Source organism: Pseudomonas sp. 44 R 15 (genome assembly GCF_900004965.1).
Classification (GTDB): Bacteria; Pseudomonadota; Gammaproteobacteria; order Pseudomonadales; family Pseudomonadaceae; genus Aquipseudomonas; species Aquipseudomonas orientalis_A.
In genome coordinates, this window is sequence record NZ_CVTU01000100.1 from 37,541 (window position 1) to 56,466 (window position 18,926).

At 62.0% G+C, this 18,926-nt stretch carries 19 protein-coding genes; 10 read left to right on the forward strand and 9 right to left on the reverse strand.

Annotated features, from left to right (window positions below; genetic code table 11):
* Nucleotides 1-206: 206 nt before the first annotated feature.
* Both BFP93_RS17490 and BFP93_RS17495 read right to left on the reverse strand, forming a co-directional pair.
* Nucleotides 207-1,010, reverse strand: a complete 804-nt coding sequence (locus BFP93_RS17490; RefSeq protein ID WP_065894016.1) for a hypothetical protein — start codon at nt 1,008-1,010, stop codon at nt 207-209.
* Between the two features lie 99 nt (nt 1,011-1,109).
* Nucleotides 1,110-2,072, reverse strand: coding sequence for an alpha/beta hydrolase (locus BFP93_RS17495; protein WP_065894017.1), 963 nt, complete (start codon nt 2,070-2,072; stop codon nt 1,110-1,112).
* 143 nt (nt 2,073-2,215) lie between these two features.
* On the opposite strand from BFP93_RS17495, the gene aroC reads away from it, so the two are divergent.
* The 4 genes from aroC (at nt 2,216) to BFP93_RS17515 (ending at nt 5,480) form a co-directional block, all read left to right on the forward strand.
* A complete protein-coding gene (gene aroC / locus BFP93_RS17500; RefSeq protein WP_065894018.1) occupies nt 2,216-3,307 on the forward strand; it encodes a chorismate synthase in 1,092 nt (363 codons plus the stop codon).
* A 10-nt stretch (nt 3,308-3,317) separates the two neighbouring features.
* Nucleotides 3,318-4,478, forward strand: a complete 1,161-nt coding sequence (locus BFP93_RS17505; protein ID WP_065894019.1) for an MFS transporter — start codon at nt 3,318-3,320, stop codon at nt 4,476-4,478.
* Nucleotides 4,475-5,002, forward strand: coding sequence for an acireductone dioxygenase (locus BFP93_RS17510; protein ID WP_065894020.1), 528 nt, complete (start codon nt 4,475-4,477; stop codon nt 5,000-5,002). Before BFP93_RS17505 ends, BFP93_RS17510 begins: the two co-directional genes overlap by 4 nt.
* Before the next feature lie 208 nt (nt 5,003-5,210).
* Nucleotides 5,211-5,480, forward strand: a complete 270-nt coding sequence (locus BFP93_RS17515; protein WP_065887968.1) for a response regulator transcription factor — start codon at nt 5,211-5,213, stop codon at nt 5,478-5,480.
* A gap of 770 nt (nt 5,481-6,250) precedes the next feature.
* On the opposite strand, the gene BFP93_RS17520 is transcribed toward BFP93_RS17515, so the two are convergent.
* Nucleotides 6,251-6,529, reverse strand: a complete 279-nt coding sequence (locus BFP93_RS17520; RefSeq protein ID WP_003172952.1) for a DUF3509 domain-containing protein — start codon at nt 6,527-6,529, stop codon at nt 6,251-6,253.
* Nucleotides 6,530-6,903: 374 nt separating this feature from the next.
* Here BFP93_RS17520 and BFP93_RS17525 point away from each other — a divergent pair, with 374 nt between their 5' ends.
* The 4 genes from BFP93_RS17525 to BFP93_RS17540 all read left to right on the forward strand — a co-directional run bounded on the left by BFP93_RS17525 (nt 6,904) and on the right by BFP93_RS17540 (nt 10,733).
* Nucleotides 6,904-7,419 carry an ankyrin repeat domain-containing protein gene (locus BFP93_RS17525; protein WP_065887969.1) on the forward strand — a complete coding sequence of 172 codons (516 nt, stop codon included), beginning with the start codon at nt 6,904-6,906 and terminating at the stop codon, nt 7,417-7,419.
* Between the two features lie 40 nt (nt 7,420-7,459).
* Nucleotides 7,460-7,990: a hypothetical protein gene (locus tag BFP93_RS17530; RefSeq protein WP_065887970.1), complete on the forward strand. Its 531-nt coding sequence runs from the start codon at nt 7,460-7,462 to the stop codon at nt 7,988-7,990.
* 68 nt (nt 7,991-8,058) lie between these two features.
* Nucleotides 8,059-8,250, forward strand: coding sequence for a PLDc N-terminal domain-containing protein (locus BFP93_RS17535; RefSeq protein WP_003172956.1), 192 nt, complete (start codon nt 8,059-8,061; stop codon nt 8,248-8,250).
* Between the two features lie 395 nt (nt 8,251-8,645).
* Nucleotides 8,646-10,733, forward strand: coding sequence for an LTA synthase family protein (locus BFP93_RS17540; protein WP_057721425.1), 2,088 nt, complete (start codon nt 8,646-8,648; stop codon nt 10,731-10,733).
* Between the two features lie 65 nt (nt 10,734-10,798).
* Here the strand turns inward: BFP93_RS17540 and BFP93_RS17545 are convergent, their stop codons facing one another.
* Entirely contained in the window at nt 10,799-10,951 is a 153-nt protein-coding gene (locus tag BFP93_RS17545; RefSeq protein WP_003192767.1) for a DUF3309 family protein, read from the reverse strand.
* Nucleotides 10,952-11,280: 329 nt separating this feature from the next.
* Between BFP93_RS17545 and BFP93_RS17550 the strand changes: the two genes are divergently transcribed.
* Nucleotides 11,281-12,096: an SDR family oxidoreductase gene (locus BFP93_RS17550; protein ID WP_065894021.1), complete on the forward strand. Its 816-nt coding sequence runs from the start codon at nt 11,281-11,283 to the stop codon at nt 12,094-12,096.
* 128 nt (nt 12,097-12,224) lie between these two features.
* A complete protein-coding gene (gene csrA, locus BFP93_RS17555) occupies nt 12,225-12,428 on the forward strand; it encodes a carbon storage regulator CsrA (RefSeq protein WP_065887973.1) in 204 nt (67 codons plus the stop codon).
* 8 nt (nt 12,429-12,436) lie between these two features.
* Here csrA and BFP93_RS17560 read toward each other — a convergent pair whose 3' ends face one another.
* From BFP93_RS17560 to mnmC, 5 genes are all read right to left on the reverse strand, one after another.
* Complete coding sequence (locus BFP93_RS17560) at nt 12,437-12,664, reverse strand: YheU family protein (RefSeq protein ID WP_003192759.1); 228 nt, start codon at nt 12,662-12,664, stop codon at nt 12,437-12,439.
* Between the two features lie 75 nt (nt 12,665-12,739).
* Complete coding sequence (locus BFP93_RS17565) at nt 12,740-13,939, reverse strand: osmoprotectant NAGGN system M42 family peptidase (RefSeq protein WP_065894022.1); 1,200 nt, start codon at nt 13,937-13,939, stop codon at nt 12,740-12,742.
* Between the two features lie 136 nt (nt 13,940-14,075).
* Complete coding sequence (gene ngg / locus BFP93_RS17570; RefSeq protein ID WP_065887976.1) at nt 14,076-15,821, reverse strand: N-acetylglutaminylglutamine synthetase; 1,746 nt, start codon at nt 15,819-15,821, stop codon at nt 14,076-14,078.
* Between the two features lie 3 nt (nt 15,822-15,824).
* Entirely contained in the window at nt 15,825-17,597 is a 1,773-nt protein-coding gene (locus BFP93_RS17575) for an N-acetylglutaminylglutamine amidotransferase (RefSeq protein ID WP_065894023.1), read from the reverse strand.
* A gap of 133 nt (nt 17,598-17,730) precedes the next feature.
* Nucleotides 17,731-18,926, reverse strand: a 1,196-nt coding sequence (gene mnmC, locus BFP93_RS17580; protein ID WP_083205686.1) for a bifunctional tRNA (5-methylaminomethyl-2-thiouridine)(34)-methyltransferase MnmD/FAD-dependent 5-carboxymethylaminomethyl-2-thiouridine(34) oxidoreductase MnmC, incomplete at its 5' end; no start/stop codon positions are given.

The following is an 18,926-nucleotide window of genomic DNA, read 5'->3' on the forward strand; positions in this document are numbered from 1 at the left end:
CGGCGTCCTGCCGGGTTACCCACGGATTCAAGCCTGCGTTCGGCCAGCGTGGTTTAACGGGGCGCCTAGGATCAAAAGCAGATCAAGATCAAGGTCAAGAGCGACTCGCTTCGCATCGTGGTTACGGTTGAGCGCTACAGAGTTGTGTAGATACCTATGGCTATCGGGGGCAAGCCCCCTCCCACATTTGATTGCATTCCAGTCTGTTAACGGTGCGTGGCAATCCAGATCAACAGCCCCGCCTGAAACACGGTAAATGCCACCAGGCAGGTGATGGTAAAGCGCAGCCCGCTGTCCTCGCGTTTGAACTTGAGCACCTTTTCCTCTTCCTTGCGCAGCTTCACTTCCTGCTCGGCCAGGTTCTGCTCGGCCTGTTGCAGCATCTGCGCAGCTTCGAGGATTTCCACGAATTGCACTTTCTCGGTGTTCCAGCTGTCCAGCACATCGCTGACTTTGCCCGGCTGTACGTTGCCCTTGAGGTGTTGCACGTCGGCATAGGCCACGTCAAAACCCTGGACGCGCAGGAAGTGGTCGCGGCGCAGGCGCGTGGCTTCGTTGAGCGCGTCCTTGTTGGCCAGGTCGACGCCATCGACGCGGTAGTGTGACCACTTCTTCTTGGCCCATGCGGCGGCCTGGGCCACCAGGAAGCGGCCGAGGCCACGGTTGGCCGGTTCGATTTCCAGGCTGTTGCCCGGGCCGAAGTGCACGCGATGTTTATCGTGGTCCACCCAGATATCCAGGGTGTTCTGCTCGCGCCGAACGCGCTGGCCGGGCAACTGGATGACCAGGCGCAACAGGCTGTGATGCGAATCATGGCGCTCGGCGTAACCGAACTGTACAAACCGCAAGGGCCGCGCGCCGGTCGCACGGTCGATGGCCAACGGGGCGAGGCGCAGCATCTTGAAATGTTCGGCGTGTACGTCCGCCCAAGGCAGCGCCGCCGCAGCGGCGGCCTCGGCTTCAGCCGGGATGTCAGCGGTGGGTTCGGGTGTTGCTTCGGTGGTTGTCATGCGGCGCGATCCTGTCCAAGCCCTGCGAGCCGACAGTCTTTTTACTGTCGACTCTGGGCTTATCGGCCGTTTTCTCCAGGACTGGAGGCCAATGGCCGCTTAACGGGGTGCAAGTCCGTCGATAAAGCGCACTATCCGCTCGCCCAACTCGGCCGCAAGGGGCAATTTCGGATCGTTGTAGGACGCCAGTTGCTGCTTGACGTTGTTGGGCACGATGCGCATCACGTGGTTCATGCCTTCGATCACGGTCAACTGTGCGTCGGGCTTGGCCTTTTTCAATTGCCGGGCATCGTCCACGCCGACCTGTATGTCGTTGGTGCCCTGGATGATCAGGGCCGGCATGCTCAAGCGCGCAAAGGCTGCCGAGGGATCGGCGCGAAACAGGCTGATCAGATAGGGCTGCACGCTGGGTCGGAAAATACCTTCGAGTGGGCGCGGCACATCGTCATCCACCTGGCCGGCCTTGAGGTGGTCGAGAATGTCGTTGCTGCGCAGCAACAGCGCCGGTGGCAGGTGATCGGCCAGTTGCTGGCGAATCACCTGGTCGACCGGGCGGGCGCTGCCGGACAAGGAAATCACTCCGGCCGGATTCAACTGCGGCGCAGCGAGGGCGGCAACCAGCGCGCCTTCGCTGTGGCCCAGCACAATCAACGGGCCCATGCGCTTGTCAGCCTTGAGCAACTTGCCCCAGGCCACGGCGTCGGCCACGTAGGCGTCGAGGGTCAGGTTGCGTTCATCCGGGGTCGCGGCAAGGCTGGCGGCCACGCCGCGTTTGTCGTAGCGCACGCTGGCGATATTGTGCCGGGCGAGCACCCAGGCCAGGCGCTTGAGGCTGTCGTTGCGCGCGCCGTCGGCGCTGTTGCCGTTGCGGTCGGTGGGACCTGAACCGGCGATGATCAGCACCACCGGCACGGGTTGGTCGGACTGCGGCAACAGCAGCGAGCCAAACAGCTCGCCGCTGCCGGTGTCCAGGCTGATGGGCCGTTGCAGCACGACGGGGGAGGCGGCCTGGGCCGCGACGGTAAACAGGGTGAGGGTGAACAGCAGAACTCGCAGCATCATCGCGCCATCATTGGAGAGGTGCCGGTTGGACCAATGTCTACCGGTAAGGTTTCGAGGATGAACTAGTCGGTTAGCCTGCGTATACTGGCCGCCTTAAGTTATTACGGTTGACTTGATTCAACTGATTTCACGGAGCGCTCCGCATGTCCGGCAACACCTTCGGCAAGCTGTTCACAGTCACCACCGCGGGCGAAAGCCATGGCCCGGCGTTGGTCGCCATTGTCGACGGCTGCCCGCCCGGCCTCGAGCTGTCTGTGCAAGACCTGCAGCGTGATCTGGACCGCCGCAAGCCCGGCACCAGCCGCCATACCACCCAGCGCCAGGAACCCGACGAAGTCGAGATTCTCTCCGGGGTGTTCGAAGGCCGCACCACCGGCTGCGCCATCGGCCTGCTGATCCGTAATACCGACCAGAAGTCCAAGGACTACTCGGCGATCAAGGACCTGTTTCGCCCGGCCCATGCCGACTACACCTACCATCACAAATACGGCGAGCGCGACTACCGTGGCGGCGGCCGCAGTTCGGCCCGTGAAACCGCGATGCGCGTGGCGGCCGGTGCCATTGCCAAGAAATACCTGGCGACCCAGGGCATCCTCATTCGTGGCTACATGAGCCAGCTTGGCCCGATTGAAATCCCGTTCAAGACCTGGGACAGCATCGAAGACAACGCCTTCTTCTGCCCCGACCCGGACAAGGTGCCGGAGCTGGAAGCCTACATGGACCAGCTGCGCCGCGACCAGGACTCGGTCGGTGCGAAGATCACCGTTGTGGCCGAGGGCGTGAAGCCGGGCCTGGGCGAGCCGATCTTCGACCGTCTCGACGCCGAACTGGCCCACGCGCTGATGAGCATCAACGCGGTCAAGGGCGTGGAAATCGGTGCCGGTTTCGCCTGCGTGGCCCAGCGCGGCACCGAGCATCGCGATGAGATGACCCCGCAGGGGTTTCTCAGCAACAACGCCGGCGGCATCCTCGGTGGCATCTCCTCGGGCCAGCCGATCGTTGCGCACCTGGCGCTCAAGGCCACATCGAGCATCACCACGCCGGGCCGCTCGATCGATGTGCACGGCAACCCGGTCGACGTGATTACCAAGGGCCGCCACGACCCGTGCGTCGGCATCCGCGCCACACCCATTGCCGAGGCGATGATGGCTATCGTGCTGATGGACCACCTGCTGCGCAACCGTGGACAAAATGCCGATGTGCAGGTGAGTACGCCGGTGCTGGGCCAGCTGTGACGGGCTGACAGTGACAGCCCTCCCTTATTGGCGTCTCTCCAGTTTCTACCTGTTCTACTTCGCCCTGCTCGGGGCGACGGCGCCGTTCCTGGCGTTGTATTTCGATCACTTGGGCTTCTCCAGCGCGCGTATTGGCGAGCTGGTGGCCATCCCCATGCTGATGCGTTGCGTGGCGCCCAACCTCTGGGGCTGGCTGGGCGACTACACCGGCCGCCGCCTGGCCATCGTGCGGTTCGGCGCGGTGTGCACGCTGTTGAGTTTCTCGTTGATTTTCGTCAGCAAGACCTACGCCTGGCTGGCCCTGGTCATGGCCCTGCATGCGTTCTTCTGGCACGCGGTGCTGCCGCAGTTCGAAGTGATCACCCTGGCTCATCTGCAACGCCAGACAGCGCGCTACAGCCAGATCCGTCTGTGGGGCTCCATCGGCTTTATCCTTACCGTCGTAATCATGGGCCGGCTGTTCGACTGGCTGAGCGTGGACATCTACCCGGTGGTGGTCGTGGTGATCATGGCCGGTATCATCGGCGCCAGCCTGTGGGTGCCGAATGCGCAGCCCGCCAACCACGGCCAACGTCTGGCCGGGGACGGCTTTGTGCGGCAGTTACGCAACCCCGGCGTGCTGGCGTTCTATGCCTGTGTGGCATTGATGCAGATGAGCCATGGCCCCTATTACACCTTTCTCACTCTGCACCTTGAACACCTGGGCTACAGCCGTGGCGTGATCGGTTTGCTGTGGGCCCTAGGGGTGGTGGCGGAGGTCCTGATGTTCCTGGCCATGAGCCGCATCCTCTCGCGCTTTTCGGTGCGCCGGGTGTTGCTGGCCAGTTTCCTGCTGGCGGCACTGCGCTGGCTGCTGCTCGGCGCATTTGCCGAATTTTTCTGGGTGCTGCTGCTGGTGCAAGTGCTGCATGCCGCCACGTTCGGCAGTTTTCATGCGGCGGCCATCGCCTTCGTGCAGCGCAGTTTTGGTGATCGCCAGCAAGGCCAGGGCCAGGCGCTTTACGCCGCGCTGGCCGGCACCGGCGGTGCGCTGGGCGCGCTGTATGCCGGTTACAGCTGGAACCTGCTGGGCCCCACGCTGACGTTCAGTATTGCCAGCATCGCGGCCCTGGCTGCCGCCGTTATCATTGGCCTTCGATTGCAAGAGCCGAACCAAGGAACCGTGCAATGAGCTATGTCGCCGTCTATGACCTCGCTACACCGGACACCCCGAACAAAGTGCTGACCCACTTCGACGACATTCAGTCGACCCTGGCCGAACACGGCGTGCGCTTTGCACGCTGGCAGCCCGGCACACTCGAAAAGGGCGTCGACGAGGCGCAACTGATTGCGGCGTATCAGCCGCAGATCGACGCGCTCGGCTACGCGCGTGCCGAGGTGCTCAGCGTGACCGGTGCTGACTCCAAAGAAGTGCTGCAGGCCGAACGCCTTGATGAGCACACCTGCGCTGAAGACCAGGCGCGATTCTTCATCGCTGGCCAGGGGCTGTGCTCGTTGCGCATTGGCAAGTACGTCTACGGCGTGCGGTGTGAGAAGAACGATCTGCTGATCGTGCCTGCCGAGATGCCCCATTGGTTCGACATGGGCGAGCATCCTTATTGTGTGATGCTGCATTTGTTCAACACCGTCGAGGGCGCGGTGCCGACGTTGACCGGCAGTGACATCGCCCGTGACGCTGGCAAATTGGACGACTAAGACAAATATTTTAAATGTTCAACCCGGGCAAGTTGGAATTTGCTGTGGGAAGAAGCCTAATTCCATGTAGGGCGTGGCTGTTTAGCCTCGGCCTCGCTCTCTCATTGCTCAGGTTGTGTAACTCTCGCTTTGTTCAATGTTCATGGCGCCTGTCAATAGGAAGAATCCGAAGGGTGACAGCGCATCGGCATATAAAAAGGAGAGAGCAATGAGTCGCCCAGAGGAGATGTCTCACCCGTTGGAAATCGTGCCGACGGCCATCAGAAGACGCTTGAGTCTGCTCGGCAAACCCCTCACCCGGACGGAACTGGAGATTCTGCGATGGGCCTCCGAGGGCAAGACCATTTGGGAGATGAGCAGGATTCGCTGCACCTCGGAGGCCACGGTTAAATTCCATCTGCGCAATATCTACGGCAAGCTCGATGTGAATAACCGGGTGCAGGCGATGAATGAGGCGACGCGTCAGGGACTGTGCTGATGGCATAAAAAAGGGCCGCGAGCTCGCCGGCGTACAAGGATCGTTCCCACGCTCCGCGTGGGAATGCCGCCGAGGAGGCTCTGCGTCCTGCTTTCAACGCAACATCCGACAATTGCGCAATGGTGACGCGGAGCGTCACAGGATGCATTCCCACGCGGAGCGAGGGAACGATCATCTCAGCGAAAGACTTGCCGCGACGCTCAGTCATGCACAAGATCGTTCCCACGCTCCGCGTGGGAATGCCGCCCAGGACGCTCTGCGTCCTGCTTTCAATGCAACATCCGAAACGTGCGCAATGGTGACGCGGAGCGTCACGGGATGCATTCCCACGCGGAGCGAGGGAACGATCATCTCAGCGAAAGACTTGCCGCGACGCTCAGTCATGCACAAGATCGTTCCCACGCTCCGCGTGGGAATGCCGCCGAGGACGCTCTGCGTCCTGCTTTCAGTGCAACATCCGGCAATTGCGCAGTGGTGACGCGGAACGTCACGGGATGCATTCCCACGCGGAGCGAGGGAACGATCATCTCAGCGAAAGACTTGCCGCGACGCTCAGTCATGCACAAGATCATTCCCACGCTCCGCGTGGGAATGCCGCCGAGGACGCTCTGCGTCCTGCTTTCAACGCAACATCCGGCAATTGCGCAATGGTGACGCGGAGCGTCACGGGATGCATTCCCACGCGGAGCGGGGGAACGATCCATGCGTGGCGCACATAAAAAAGGGCCGCGACGCTCAACGGCGTTGCGGCCCTTCTTTAACGGTGGCGCTTATGCCGAATGGTAAGTCGGCAGGGCAAAGCGGTTCTGGCTTTGCAGCATCGAAATTTGTGGCAGCTCACTGGCTTGTTCGGCCAGGTCGCGGCGGATGGCGCTGATGACCCAGGTCAGTTGGTCGGCGGTGTGCAGCTGCTGATACGAGATCGAGCGCTTGACCTGTTTGCCTTCGCTGTTACGCAGGGTCAACAGAATGCCGCCGTCTGGACGTGGTTGGGTGGTGACGTCGTAGTTGGAAAATACCGAAGCGAATTTATCTTGGATCAGGCTCATGTCTATCAGCTCCATTGGCTCAAGTTGGCAAGCATGGAGTGATAGGTGCAGTGATTGTGCCAGTATTGAATCTTATAAAAAGTCTTTATAAATCAGTGATTTATAAAATCTCAAGATTTTCGTTTTCGTGCAATTTGCATGAAAGGCCATCGTGCATCCTGCATTTTGCGTTATCCAGACGGTTAATTCCCGCGCGCAGTTGCTGTTTTGCTAACGACTCAGACCGCATGCTTGCGGGATAAATTCCATCCGGCCGGCGGCCGGGCTTTCTCTATTGATTCTGCCTATGGGCGCTTTTGACAAAAAAGCCATGACAGCGGGGAACTCCATCGCGACACTGGGCGCCATATAAAGCATCAGAAAGGAGCCCTACTATGTCGACCCAGCCCCAACAAATGACCGAAGACGAAGCCGCCGAATTTGCCGAGCAGGTCTTCGACGTCGCCCGCAAGGGCGATGCCGCCATGCTCGCGGCGCTGTTGGCCAAAGGTCTGCCGGCCAACTTTCGTAACCACAATGGCGACACGCTGTTGATGCTCGCCGCCTACCACGGCCACGCCGAGGCGGTAAAAGTGCTGCTGGAGTTCAAGGCCGACCCCCTGATCGCCAACGACAAGAACCAACTGCCGATTGCCGGTGCGGCATTCAAGGGCCACCTGGCGGTGGTCAAGGCGCTGATCGAAGGCGGCACCCCGGTTGAGGCGGCGTCTTCGGATGGGCGCACGGCGTTGATGATGGCGGCCATGTTCAACCGTGTCGAAATGCTCGATTACCTGCTCGGCCAGGGTGCCAACCCCAAGGCCACCGATGCCCAGGGCGCGACGGCGCTGGCGGCGGCGCAGACCATGGGGGCAGTGGATACGGCGGCGCTGTTGCAAAAACTGGTGTAGGCTACGCGCCCTCGAAAACCGCCCGCCACAGGACCCACCCATGAAAACCGCTCTCGTCGAACTCATCAGCAAAATCAGCAGCGGTGTCATGGGGGCGGACGAGGTGGCGCGTATCGCCGATGAAGCAGCTCAGGCCTACGCGGATCCTGCGGCTTTTCTGGCGGCCAATCCGGATATCAACTACGACGACAGCTTCCCGATTCCTTTGGGGGAGTGGGTGGTGGTCGGCAGCCTGCCGGACACTGTGCTGTTCCAGGCCGACACCTACGCGGACCTGTTTGCGCAGATCGTTGCCTCGTTCGGTCCGGGCGTGGCGTTCAACCTCAAGCCCAAGCAATTGGCCAAGACCGAAGACCTGACCGCGCTCAATCGCATCCAGATCCAGATGAGCGCCCTGAGCCCGGAAGACGGTGGCTATGTGCTGCTCAACTTCAGCCAACTGCTTGATGACGAAATCCAGGCCGTCCTGGTGTTCGGCAACGACCTGTCGCGGGTGCTGGAACTGTGCGCCGAGGTTGGTATCAAGGCTGAGCCGTCGCTGGAAGCCCTGAAGATTGCCGTTCACGTTTAAATAATACGGAACCCCCGTCAGGGCTGACTATCCTACAAGGGCATGCCCCCACACTTAGGAGCGACACCATGGGTTCAACTTTCAACGGCCTGATTGGCCTGATCATCCTCGCGCTGGATATCTGGGCGATCATCAACGTGTTCAAAAGCGGCGCGAGCACGGGCGCCAAGGTGTTGTGGATTCTGTTGATCCTGCTGCTGCCGGTACTGGGCCTGATCATCTGGGCCATCGCCGGGCCGCGCGGTAACGTGCGGATCTAACACCGCACTGTGGGAGGGGGCTTGCCCCCGATTAGCGGTGGGTCAGCACTGTATCTGTTGCTGACCCTCCGCTATCGGGGGCAAGCCCCCTCCCACATTGGTTTTGCCGGTTTTACCTACCCCCGCTGAATTTGTGTGTCGAAAGTATTCGCTGCACGAAATTTTCACATCCCGTCCAAGACAATTCGCTCGCTTTGTTCCTCTGCCAGGGCCCCAATCCCTGGGGCATTTAAAGCGGTGGCGAGCTCGCACGTTCAGTAATTAATAGCCTTGCCGGCCTTGATCGGGCACCATTTGCGCCACCGCGTTAACCACCCACCCCGGCCAGCCTGGGCGAGGGCGGACGCCACTGCATTAATTTCGCAACTTCAACTTCCAATGGGTCCTAAAACGACATGGCAAACCCGGACGCCCTGAATCAGCAGCGAGCTTCAAATCGCCTGCTGCAACCGACCGTCAAATCCCATCTGGCATACACGCTGCTCTGCGCACTGGTCATGATGGTGATGTTCTCCCTTCTGCGCCTGGCGTTGCTGGTCTACAACCGCGAGATGATCCTCGACACACCCGCCTCGACCTTCCTGGAAGCGTTCGCCAACGGCCTGCGCCTGGATATCCGCCTGGTGATGTACCTGCTGGTCCCGCTGCTGTTGGCCTTGTTCAGCGTCCGGGCCATGGCGGCGCGCGGGTTTTTCCGGTTGTGGCTGACCGTTGCCTCCAGCATTGCGCTGTTCCTGGGCCTGATGGAGATGGACTTCTATCGCGAGTTCCACCAGCGCCTCAACGGTTTGGTCTTCCAGTATGTGAAGGAAGATCCGAAAACCGTGGTGAGCATGCTCTGGTATGGCTTCCCGGTGGTGCGCTACCTGTTGGCCTGGGCGGTGGGCACGCTGATCCTGAGCATGGCCTTCAAGGGCGCCGACCGTGCAACGCGCCCACGTGGCCCGTTCAGTGGCGGCAGCATCGGTACGCGCCAGGTGGCGCCGTGGTACAGCCGCATCGCGGTGTTCGTGGTGTGCCTGCTGGTCGCCGTGGTCGCCATCCGTGGCACCCTGCGCCAGGGCCCGCCGTTGCGTTGGGGCGACGTGTACACCACCGACTCGAACTTCGCCAACCAGTTGGGCCTTAACGGTACGCTGTCGTTGATCGGCGCGGCCAAGGCGCGTTTCTCCGCGCATCGCGACAACGTCTGGAAAGCCACCCTGGAACAACCGCTGGCCACCCAGACCGTGCGTGACATGCTGCTGCTGCCGAGCGAGAAGCTGGTGGATACCGACACCGCCGCCGTGCGCCGTGATTTCACGCCGCCGGCCGAGAAGACCCTGCCGATCAAGAACGTGGTCGTGATCCTGATGGAGAGCTTCGCCGGTCACTCGGTGGGCGCCCTGGGCCGTCCAGGCAACATCACGCCGTACTTCGACAAGTTGTCCAAGGAAGGCCTGCTGTTCGATCGCTTCTTCTCCAACGGCACCCACACCCACCAGGGTATGTTCGCCACCATGGCGTGCTTCCCGAACCTGCCGGGCTTCGAATACCTGATGCAGACCCCCGAAGGCAGCCACAAGCTGTCGGGCCTGCCGCAGTTGCTGAGCGCGCGCGATTTCGACGACGTGTACGTCTATAACGGCGACTTTGCCTGGGACAACCAGTCGGGCTTCTTCAGCAACCAGGGCATGACCAACTTCATCGGCCGCAATGACTTCGTCGATCCGGTGTTTTCCGATCCGACCTGGGGCGTGTCCGACCAGGACATGTTCAACCGTGGCCTGGAAGAACTGAAGGCCCGCGAAGGCGGCAAGCCGTTCTACGCACTGCTGCAAACCCTGTCCAACCACACACCGTACGCGTTGCCGACGCCGTTGCCGGTTGAGCCGGTCACCGACCGTGGCAGCCTCAACGAGCATTTGACGGCCATGCGTTACTCCGACTGGGCGTTGGGCCAGTTCTTCGAGAAGGCCCGCAAGGAGCCGTACTTCAAGGAAACCCTGTTTGTGGTGGTGGGCGACCACGGCTTCGGCAACGAGCAACAGATCACCGAGATGGACCTGGGCCGTTTCAACGTACCGATGCTGATGATCGCGCCGGGCATGCAGGAAAAGTTCGGCGAGCGTGACCACACCGTGGGCACCCAGATCGATATCGTCCCGACCATCATGGGTCGCCTCGGCGGTGACACCCTGCACCAGTGCTGGGGCCGTGACCTGCTGAACCTGCCGGAAGGCGACAAGGGCTTCGGCGTGATCAAGCCATCGGGCAGCGACCAGACCGTCGCCTTGCTGACGGCCGACCGCGTACTGGTCCTGCCCAAGGAAATGCCACCGAAGTTGTGGCAATACGAACTGGGCGCCAACCCGACCGGCAAGGTCATTGCCGAGTCGCCGGACGAAGCGGCGCTCAAGCAGAAACTTGAGTCGTTCCTGCAAACCGCGACCAAGAGCCTGTTGGATAACACCGCAGGTGTGGTGGACGGCAAGCCGGACTAACTAACAAACCGGCAATAAAAAAGAGGCCTCAATTGAGGCCTCTTTTTTTTACCCTTGGAAGGGGCTTATATCTTGCCGAGCAACAACAGCACCAGCAGAACTACCAGCACCACACCCAGGATACCCGACGGGCCATAACCCCAGTTACGCGAGTGCGGGAACACCGGCAGGCCACCCACCAACAGGAGAATCAGGATAATGATCAGAATCAGGCTCATGGTTTTATTCCTTATAGGCCTTCTGTAAAGACCGGTTATTCAGCGGGAGTCTCGTCCATCTGATAATGGACGGCTTATCAACTCCGACTCTGCCGCCTGATAAAAAATTCAGTATTTTTTTAAAGCATTTCGCTTGCTCGCTTATTTCTTTTAACACGGCCGCAACTACGCAACGTTAGTTGAAAAATATTGAACTTAGGCTATACGCAAGTATCCGACCGAGCCCGCGGTTTGCCTGGGGCATTCATCATTCTGATGGTGCGTGGGCGCGGCAGGAACCTTCGCTACACTGCCGATCACTTCCATCGTGAACCACAAGGCTACTTCCTATGCAAAACCGCATGATGATCACTGGCGCCGGGTCCGGTCTGGGTCGTGAAATCGCACTGCGCTGGGCCCGTGAGGGTTGGCGGCTGGCCTTGTCGGATGTCAGCGAGCCGGGCTTGCAGGAAACCCTGAGGTTGGTGCGCGACGCCGGTGGCGACGGTTTCATCCAGCGCTGCGATGTGCGTGACTACAGCCAGCTCACTGCGTTGGCGCAGGCCTGCGAAGTGAAGCTTGGCGGCATCGATGTGATCGTCAATAACGCCGGCGTGGCGTCCGGCGGGTTCTTTGCCGAGCTGTCGCTCGAGGATTGGGACTGGCAGATCGCAATCAACCTGATGGGCGTGGTCAAGGGCTGCAAGGCGTTCCTGCCGCTGCTGGAAAAGAGCAAGGGCCGTATCATCAACATCGCCTCGATGGCCGCGCTGATGCAGGGCCCGGCCATGAGTAACTACAATGTGGCCAAGGCCGGTGTGGTGGCGCTGTCGGAAAGCCTGCTGGTGGAACTCAAGCAGCAGGAAATCGGCGTGCATGTGGTGTGCCCGTCGTTTTTCCAGACCAACCTGCTTGATTCATTTCGCGGACCGACCCCGGCGATGAAAGCGCAGGTGGGCAAGTTGCTCGAGAGTTCGCCGATCTCGGCGACGGACATCGCCGACTATATCCATCAGCGCGTGAGTGCAGGCGAGTTCATGATTCTGCCCCACGAGCAGGGGCGAATGGCGTGGACACTCAAACAGAAAAACCCGCAGTTGCTCTATGACGAGATGACGCTGATGGCTGACAAGATGCGCGCCAAGGCGCAGGCCATAAAGGGCTGATAGGGGTGCGGTCTGTCAGGCAAATTACCTATGCCTGTAGGTGATGCCTGATTTGGCCGCGAGCCATTGCTGGTTACGCTACAAACAAGCATGGTCGGGGTCCTGACATTCGAAAAAGGACAACCGCCATGCTGGTCTTGAGCCGCGCCTTGGGCGAAAGCATTTCCATCGGCGATGATATCGCTTTGCACATTCTTGAAGTCAGTGCCAACCACGTGAAGTTCGGCATAGCAGCGCCGGCAGGCGTCAGCGTGCATCGCGCCGAGGTGTATCGCAAAATCCTCGAGCGCCAGGCGAGTGCCGCCTATCCGGTGCCGGTGCCCAACCCGTAGCGTCACCGTCAATCAAACAGGTGCTTGGGCACGTCGTGCTTGAGCATCAGTTGGCACTGCTCGCTTTCCGGGTCGAACACAATCAGCGCCTGGCCTTTGGTCAGTGCCTGACGTACGCGCAGTACCCGGGTTTCCAGCGGTGTGTCGTCGCCATTGTCGGTGCCATCGCGGGTGACGAAATCCTCGATGAGGCGGGTCAGGGTGTCGACTTCAAGCGCGTCGTAGGGGATCAGCATATAAGCCTCGGGGGTCAAGTCCCGGCGATGCTACTGTGCCGGGACTTTTGTTGCCAGTGTCGGGCGTTTCAAGTATCAGCTGTTGCCGGCATCGGACTTGTTCCCGACCAGGCTGTCCACCGACGGCACCCGGGTATCGCTCTCCATCTGTGTCTCATGTTCGATCTGATGGCTGAAGCGGTCCAGGGAGCCTTGTGCCGGTTGCGCGTCGCTGGCGAATACCGGTGGGCTGAGAATATAGGCGCCGAGCAGTCGACTCAGTGCCGCCAGGCTGTCGATATGGGTGCGCTCGTAACCGTGGGTGGCATCGCACCCGAACGCCAGCAGGGCGGTGCGGATGTCATGCCCGGCGGTGACCGCCGAATGCGCATCGCTGAAGTAATAGCGGAACAGATCGCGGCGTACCGGCAGGTCGTTGTCCGCCGCCAGGCGCAGCAGATGCCGTGACAGGTGATAGTCGTACGGCCCACCGGAATCCTGCATCGCCACGCTCACCGCGTGCTCGCTGGAGTGCTGGCCCGGAGCGACCGGGGCGATGTCGATGCCGACGAATTCACTCACATCCCAGGGCAGGGCTGCGGCGGCACCGCTGCCGGTTTCCTCGGTGATGGTGAACAGCGGGTGGCAGTCGATGAGCAGCGGTTCGCCGCTGTCGATAATGGCCTTGAGCGCAGCGAGCAGGGCCGCGACGCCGGCCTTGTCGTCCAGGTGACGTGCGCTGATGTGGCCGCTTTCGGTGAACTCCGGCAGTGGGTCGAATGCCACGTAGTCACCGACGCTGATCCCCAGGGAATCGCAATCGGCACGGGTCGCGCAGTAGGCGTCCAGGCGCAGTTCCACGTGGTCCCAGCTCACCGGCATTTCATCCACGGCGGTGTTGAACGCGTGCCCGGAGGCCATCAGTGGCAGCACGCTGCCGCGGATCACGCCGTTGTCGGTGAACAGGCTGACACGGCTGCCTTCGGCAAAGCGGCTTGACCAGCAGCCGACCGGCGCCAGTGTCAGGCGGCCGTTGTCCTTGATGGCGCGCACGGCGGCGCCGATGGTGTCCAGGTGCGCGGCGACGGCGCGGTCAGGGCTGTTTTTCTGGCCCTTGAGGGTCGCGCGAATCGTGCCGCGCCGGGTCATTTCAAACGGGATACCAAGCTCTTCCAGGCGTTCGGCGACGTAGCGCACGATGGTGTCGGTGAAGCCGGTGGGGCTGGGAATGGCGAGCATTTCCAGCAGCACTTTTTGCAGGTAAGCGAGATCGGGTTCGGGAATGGTTCGAGTCATGGAAACTCCTGATGAGTTGAGGGCGATCGTTCCCACGCTCTGCGTGGGAATGCCTCCAGGGACGCTCTGCGTCCGCTGTGGTGACGCAGAGCGTCACGGGCTGCATTCCCACGCGGAGCGTGGGAACAATCGGTGGTCAGGCGGCCGGCTGACTGTGCGGAAACAACAAATCCACAAACTTCTCAGCGGTCGGTTGCGGTTCATGGTTGGCAAGGCCTGCCCGTTCATTGGCTTCAATGAAGACGTATTCGGGCTGGTCGGCGGCGGGCACCATCAGGTCCAGGCCGACCATGGGAATATCCAGCGCGCGCGCTGCACGCACAGCGGCATCTACCAGGGTCGGATGCAAAATGGCCGTGACATCTTCCAGGCATCCGCCGGTATGCAGGTTGGCGGTGCGGCGCACGGCCAGTTGCACGCCACGGGGCAGGACGCTGTCGTAGTCGTAGCCGGCGGCCTTGAGGGTGCGCTCGGTTTCCGCGTCCAGGGGGATCTTGCTTTCGCCATCGGTGGCGGCCTGACGCCGTCGGCTTTGCGCCTCGATCAAGGCGCGAATCGAATGCTGACCGTCACCCATCACTTCGGCAGGGCGGCGGATCGCTGCGGCGACCACTTCGAAGCCAATCACCAGGATGCGCAGGTCCAGGCCCTCGTGGAAGCTTTCGAGCAGCACGCGGCTGTCGAACTGGCGCGCCGCGTCGATGGCTTGCTGCACCTCCTCGAACGTGTGCAAATCCACCGCCACGCCCTGGCCCTGCTCGCCATCGAGCGGCTTGACCACGATACGTTGATGTTCGTCGAGAAACTCCAGGTTGTCGTCGGCACTGCCCGCCAATTGCTGCGCCGGCAACTTCAAGCCGGCGGCCTTGAGCACCTTGTGGGTCAGGCTCTTGTCCTGGCACAACGTCATGCTGATGGCGCTGGTCAGGTCGCTCAGCGACTCGCGGCAGCGCACGCGGCGCCCGCCGTGGCTGAGGGTGAACAGGCCGGCATCGGCATCATCCACCTGCACGTCGATGCCCCGTCGATGGGCTTCTTCGACAATGATCCGTGCATAAGGATTGAACCCCGCCTGCGGCCCGGGGCCGAGAAACAGCGGCTGGTTGATGCCGTTCTTGTGCTTGATGGCGAAGGTGTTCAACGCACGAAAGCCCAACTTGGCGTAGAGGCTCTTGGCCTGACGGTTATCGTGCAACACCGACAGGTCCAGATAGCTCAAGCCTCGGCTCATGAAGTGTTCCACCAGGTGGCGCACCAGCACCTCACCCACGCCGGGCCGGGTGCATTGCGGGTCTACCGCCAGGCACCACAGGCTGCAACCGTTTTCCGGGTCATGGAACGCTTTCTGATGGTTCAGGCCCATGACGCTACCGATGACCGCGCCGCTGTCCTCATCTTCGGCCAGCCAGTACACCGGGCCGCCTTGATGGCGCGGCGTCAGGCGTTCGGCGTCAATGGGCAGCATGCCGCGGCCCTGGTAGAGCAGGTTCACCGCCTGCCAGTCGGCTTCGTTCTGCACGCGGCGGATACGAAAGCCGCGAAACACACGGGTAGCGGGGCGGTAGTCACTGAACCACAGGCGCAGAGTGTCCGAAGGGTCGAGGAACAACTGCTGCGGATCGATGCCGAGAATCTGCTGGGGCGCGGCCACATACAGCGCGATATCGCGCTCGCCGGGTTGCTCGTTGAGCAGTTCCTGGGCAAGGCTGGCGGGGTCGGGGAAGGTGTGCCCGATCAACAAACGCCCCCAACCGCAATGCACGGCAATCGGTTCGGGGCCTTGCGCGCTGCCGTCTTCGGCCAGCCGGGCCTGCAGGCGCTCGTAGGTCGGCGCCTGGCCCTTGAGCAAGCGTTGGCTGTACGCCGCGGCGTTAGGTTTCATTGATCAGATTCCTTGTTCGCTGAGCCACAGGTTCAGCGCCGCCAGTTGCCACAGCTTGGAGCCGCGCAACGGCGTCAATTGGCCTTGTGGGTCCGTCAGCAGGCGGTCGAGCATGGCGGGGTTGAACAGGCCACGGTCCTGGCTCGGGTCCAGCAGCAGCTCGCGTACCCAGTTCAGGGTGTCGCCTTGCAAATGCTTGAGGCCCGGCACCGGGAAGTAGCCTTTCTTGCGGTCGATCACTTCGCTGGGGATCACCCGGCGCGCGGCTTCCTTGAGCACCTGCTTGCCGCCGTCGGGCAGCTTGAACTTGCCCGGCACGCGGGCCGACAGTTCCACCAGGCGATAGTCGAGAAACGGTGTACGCGCTTCCAGGCCCCAGGCCATGGTCATGTTGTCGACGCGTTTGACCGGGTCCTCCACCAGCATCACCGTGCTGTCCAGGCGCAGGGCCTTGTCGACGGCGGCATCAGCCCCCGGCATCGCGAAGTGTTCGCGCACGAAGTCCCCGGCGGCGTCGTTGGCGGTCAGCCATTTCGGCGCAACGGTGGCGGCGTAGTCGTCGTAGCTGCGGTCGAAAAAGGCATCGCGATAAGCCGCATACGGATCGCTGGCGCCATCCACCTGCGGGTACCAGTGGTAACCGGCGAACAGTTCGTCGGCGCCCTGGCCGCTCTGCACCACCTTGCAATGCTTGGCCACTTCCCGCGACAGCAGGTAGAAGGCGATGCAGTCATGACTGACCATCGGCTCGCTCATGGCGCGGAACGCGGCCGGCAGTTGCTCGATGATCTCGCTTTCGGCGATGCGCAACTGGTGGTGACGGGTGCCGTAGTGCTTGGCGATCAGGTCGGAATACTGGAACTCGTTGCCAGCCTCGCCGCCCGCGTCTTCAAAACCGATGGAGAAGGTCGACAGGTCTTGCACGCCGACTTCACGCAGCAGGCCGACGAGCATGCTCGAGTCGACGCCACCGGAGAGCAGCACGCCAACGTCCACAGCCGCGCGCTGGCGGATCGCGACGGCTTCGCGGGTGCTGTCGAGCACGCGATCGGTCCAGTCTTCCAGGGTCAGGTGTTTTTCATCCTCATGGGGGCCGTAGGGCAGGGTCCACCAGGTGTGCTGTTCGGTCTTGCCGCTGGCATCGATGCGCATCCAGCTCGCCGGCGGCAGTTTTTCAATGCCTGCCAGCAGGGTGCGCGGTGCAGGCACCACGGCATGGAAGTTGAGGTAGTGATTGAGCGCCACCGGGTCGAGGATCGGGTTGATATCGCCGCCCTTGAGCAGCGCCGGCAAGGCCGAGGCAAAGCGCAGGCGCTGGCCGGTGCGCGACAGGTACAAAGGCTTCACACCGAGACGGTCACGGGCGATGAACAGACGCTGGGCATCGCGCTCCCAGATGGCAAACGCGAACATGCCGTTGAGCTTGGGCAGCAATGCTTCGCCCCAGGCGTGATAGCCCTTGAGCAGCACTTCGGTGTCACCGCCGGAATAGAAGGCGTAGCCGAGGGCTTCCAGCTCTTGGCGCAGTTCCGGGAAGTTGTAGATCGCGCCATTGAAGGCCAGGGACAGCCCCAGTTGGGCGTCGACCATCGGTTGGGCGGAGCCGTCCGACAGGTCCATGATTTTCAGGCGGCGATGACCCAGGGCAATCGGCCCCTGGGCGTGAAAGCCCCAGGCGTCGGGGCCACGGGGGGCGAGGTGATGCGTGATGCGTTCCACGGCTGCCAGGTCGGCAGGTTGATGATCAAAGCGTAACTCGCCAGCTAATCCACACATAAGTTCCTTACCGGTTTTTCCGTTGGGGAGGGGTCAATACTCAATACGCCTTGAAGGGCGCGTACCCAGAAACTGACCCAGCGCTATGCGTGGAGTTTTAGATCAATAAGTTATAAAGCAAACTGCCATGAGGTCATCCGGCCTGCACTTTAGAGGCCTGTGATTGGCCGCGAACCAGGGCGCGCAGGGCAAATCGATTGGGATGACAGGCCTCGGCCACCGCGCTCGGCAAGGGCAGTGGTTCGTCACAGAGCCAGGCTGCCAGCAGTTCGCCGCACAGTGGCGCGGTGACCAGGCCGCGTGAGCCGTGCCCGCTGTTGATGTACAGGCCCGGCAACCACGGGCAGGGTATGTCTGGCACTTGCCGGGCGTCTTTGCCCAGTGCGGCGTACACCTGTGCAAAGGCCTCAAGGTCGGCCAACGGGCCGACGATCGGCAGGTAGTCGGGGCTGGTGCAACGAAAGGCCGCGCGGCCCTGCAAGTGTTCCGCTGCCACGGTGTCGGCGTCCAGGCGTTGCAGCAGGTCTTCCGAGATTTCGCGCAGCCTCTCCAGGTTACCGGCATGTTCGGCGCTGGTGGGGGTGAGGTCCTGGCTATTGAAATCGAAACTGGCGCCCAGGGTATGTTCGCCCAGGCGGGCCGGTGCGACATAACCTTCAGCGCAGACCACGGTGGCCAGCGCCCGGCTTGCCGGCGTCTGCGCCAGGCAGGTGATTTGCCCGCGGATGCGCTTGAGCGGTAAGTCGGCGCTGGGTGCGAAGCGCTTGATCTCGGCAGCCCCGGCGAGCACGACCACGCTGGCACTGGCCAGTAGCCGATCACCGTCGCGCGCGCACCACTGGTCATCCACTCGGTCGAGTTCAAGCACCTCGCGGTGGGTGAGCACGTTGATCAAGGGGTGCGTTGCCTGCCACTGGCAGAGCGACGGTGGGTGCACCCAGCCGCCCTCGGGGAAAAACACACCGCCCTGGGCCACGTCGATCCCGGCGCATTGCCGGGCCTGATCGCGATCGACCAAGTGCAACAGTGCTGGGGGAAAGGCTGCCGCCAGTTGGGCCTGGCGCTCGCCTTCCCTGGCGTCGAACGCCAGTTGCAACACGCCGCAGTCGTCCCAGTCGACGCCACGGTGCAACTGTTCGAGCAGGCGCCGGGTATGCCCGAAGCCGCTGAGTATCAGTTGGGACAGTGCCGTTCCGTGCGCTGAGAGCTTCAGGTACAGCACGCCCTGGGGATTGCCCGAGGCCTCTGCGGCCAGTCCGGCATGCCGTTCCAGCAAGCTGACCCGCCAACCCCGCGCCGCCAGGCTGGCTGCGGTGGCGCAACCGGCCA

What these genes read in the sequence shown, in the direction of transcription:
- BFP93_RS17545 (WP_003192767.1), bottom strand. Translation starts at nt 10,951, where the DNA reads ATGAGCCTGATTCTGATCATTATCCTGATTCTCCTGTTGGTGGGTGGC.
- BFP93_RS17565 (WP_065894022.1), bottom strand. Translation starts at nt 13,939, where the DNA reads ATGACTCGAACCATTCCCGAACCCGATCTCGCTTACCTGCAAAAAGTG.
- BFP93_RS17540 (WP_057721425.1), top strand. Translation starts at nt 8,646, where the DNA reads ATGGCAAACCCGGACGCCCTGAATCAGCAGCGAGCTTCAAATCGCCTG.
- BFP93_RS17495 (WP_065894017.1), bottom strand. Translation starts at nt 2,072, where the DNA reads ATGATGCTGCGAGTTCTGCTGTTCACCCTCACCCTGTTTACCGTCGCG.
- BFP93_RS17530 (WP_065887970.1), top strand. Translation starts at nt 7,460, where the DNA reads ATGAAAACCGCTCTCGTCGAACTCATCAGCAAAATCAGCAGCGGTGTC.
- BFP93_RS17515 (WP_065887968.1), top strand. Translation starts at nt 5,211, where the DNA reads ATGAGTCGCCCAGAGGAGATGTCTCACCCGTTGGAAATCGTGCCGACG.
- BFP93_RS17535 (WP_003172956.1), top strand. Translation starts at nt 8,059, where the DNA reads ATGGGTTCAACTTTCAACGGCCTGATTGGCCTGATCATCCTCGCGCTG.
- aroC (WP_065894018.1), top strand. Translation starts at nt 2,216, where the DNA reads ATGTCCGGCAACACCTTCGGCAAGCTGTTCACAGTCACCACCGCGGGC.
- BFP93_RS17520 (WP_003172952.1), bottom strand. Translation starts at nt 6,529, where the DNA reads ATGAGCCTGATCCAAGATAAATTCGCTTCGGTATTTTCCAACTACGAC.
- csrA (WP_065887973.1), top strand. Translation starts at nt 12,225, where the DNA reads ATGCTGGTCTTGAGCCGCGCCTTGGGCGAAAGCATTTCCATCGGCGAT.
- BFP93_RS17575 (WP_065894023.1), bottom strand. Translation starts at nt 17,597, where the DNA reads ATGTGTGGATTAGCTGGCGAGTTACGCTTTGATCATCAACCTGCCGAC.
- BFP93_RS17525 (WP_065887969.1), top strand. Translation starts at nt 6,904, where the DNA reads ATGTCGACCCAGCCCCAACAAATGACCGAAGACGAAGCCGCCGAATTT.
- BFP93_RS17490 (WP_065894016.1), bottom strand. Translation starts at nt 1,010, where the DNA reads ATGACAACCACCGAAGCAACACCCGAACCCACCGCTGACATCCCGGCT.
- BFP93_RS17560 (WP_003192759.1), bottom strand. Translation starts at nt 12,664, where the DNA reads ATGCTGATCCCCTACGACGCGCTTGAAGTCGACACCCTGACCCGCCTC.
- ngg (WP_065887976.1), bottom strand. Translation starts at nt 15,821, where the DNA reads ATGAAACCTAACGCCGCGGCGTACAGCCAACGCTTGCTCAAGGGCCAG.
- BFP93_RS17510 (WP_065894020.1), top strand. Translation starts at nt 4,475, where the DNA reads ATGAGCTATGTCGCCGTCTATGACCTCGCTACACCGGACACCCCGAAC.
- BFP93_RS17550 (WP_065894021.1), top strand. Translation starts at nt 11,281, where the DNA reads ATGCAAAACCGCATGATGATCACTGGCGCCGGGTCCGGTCTGGGTCGT.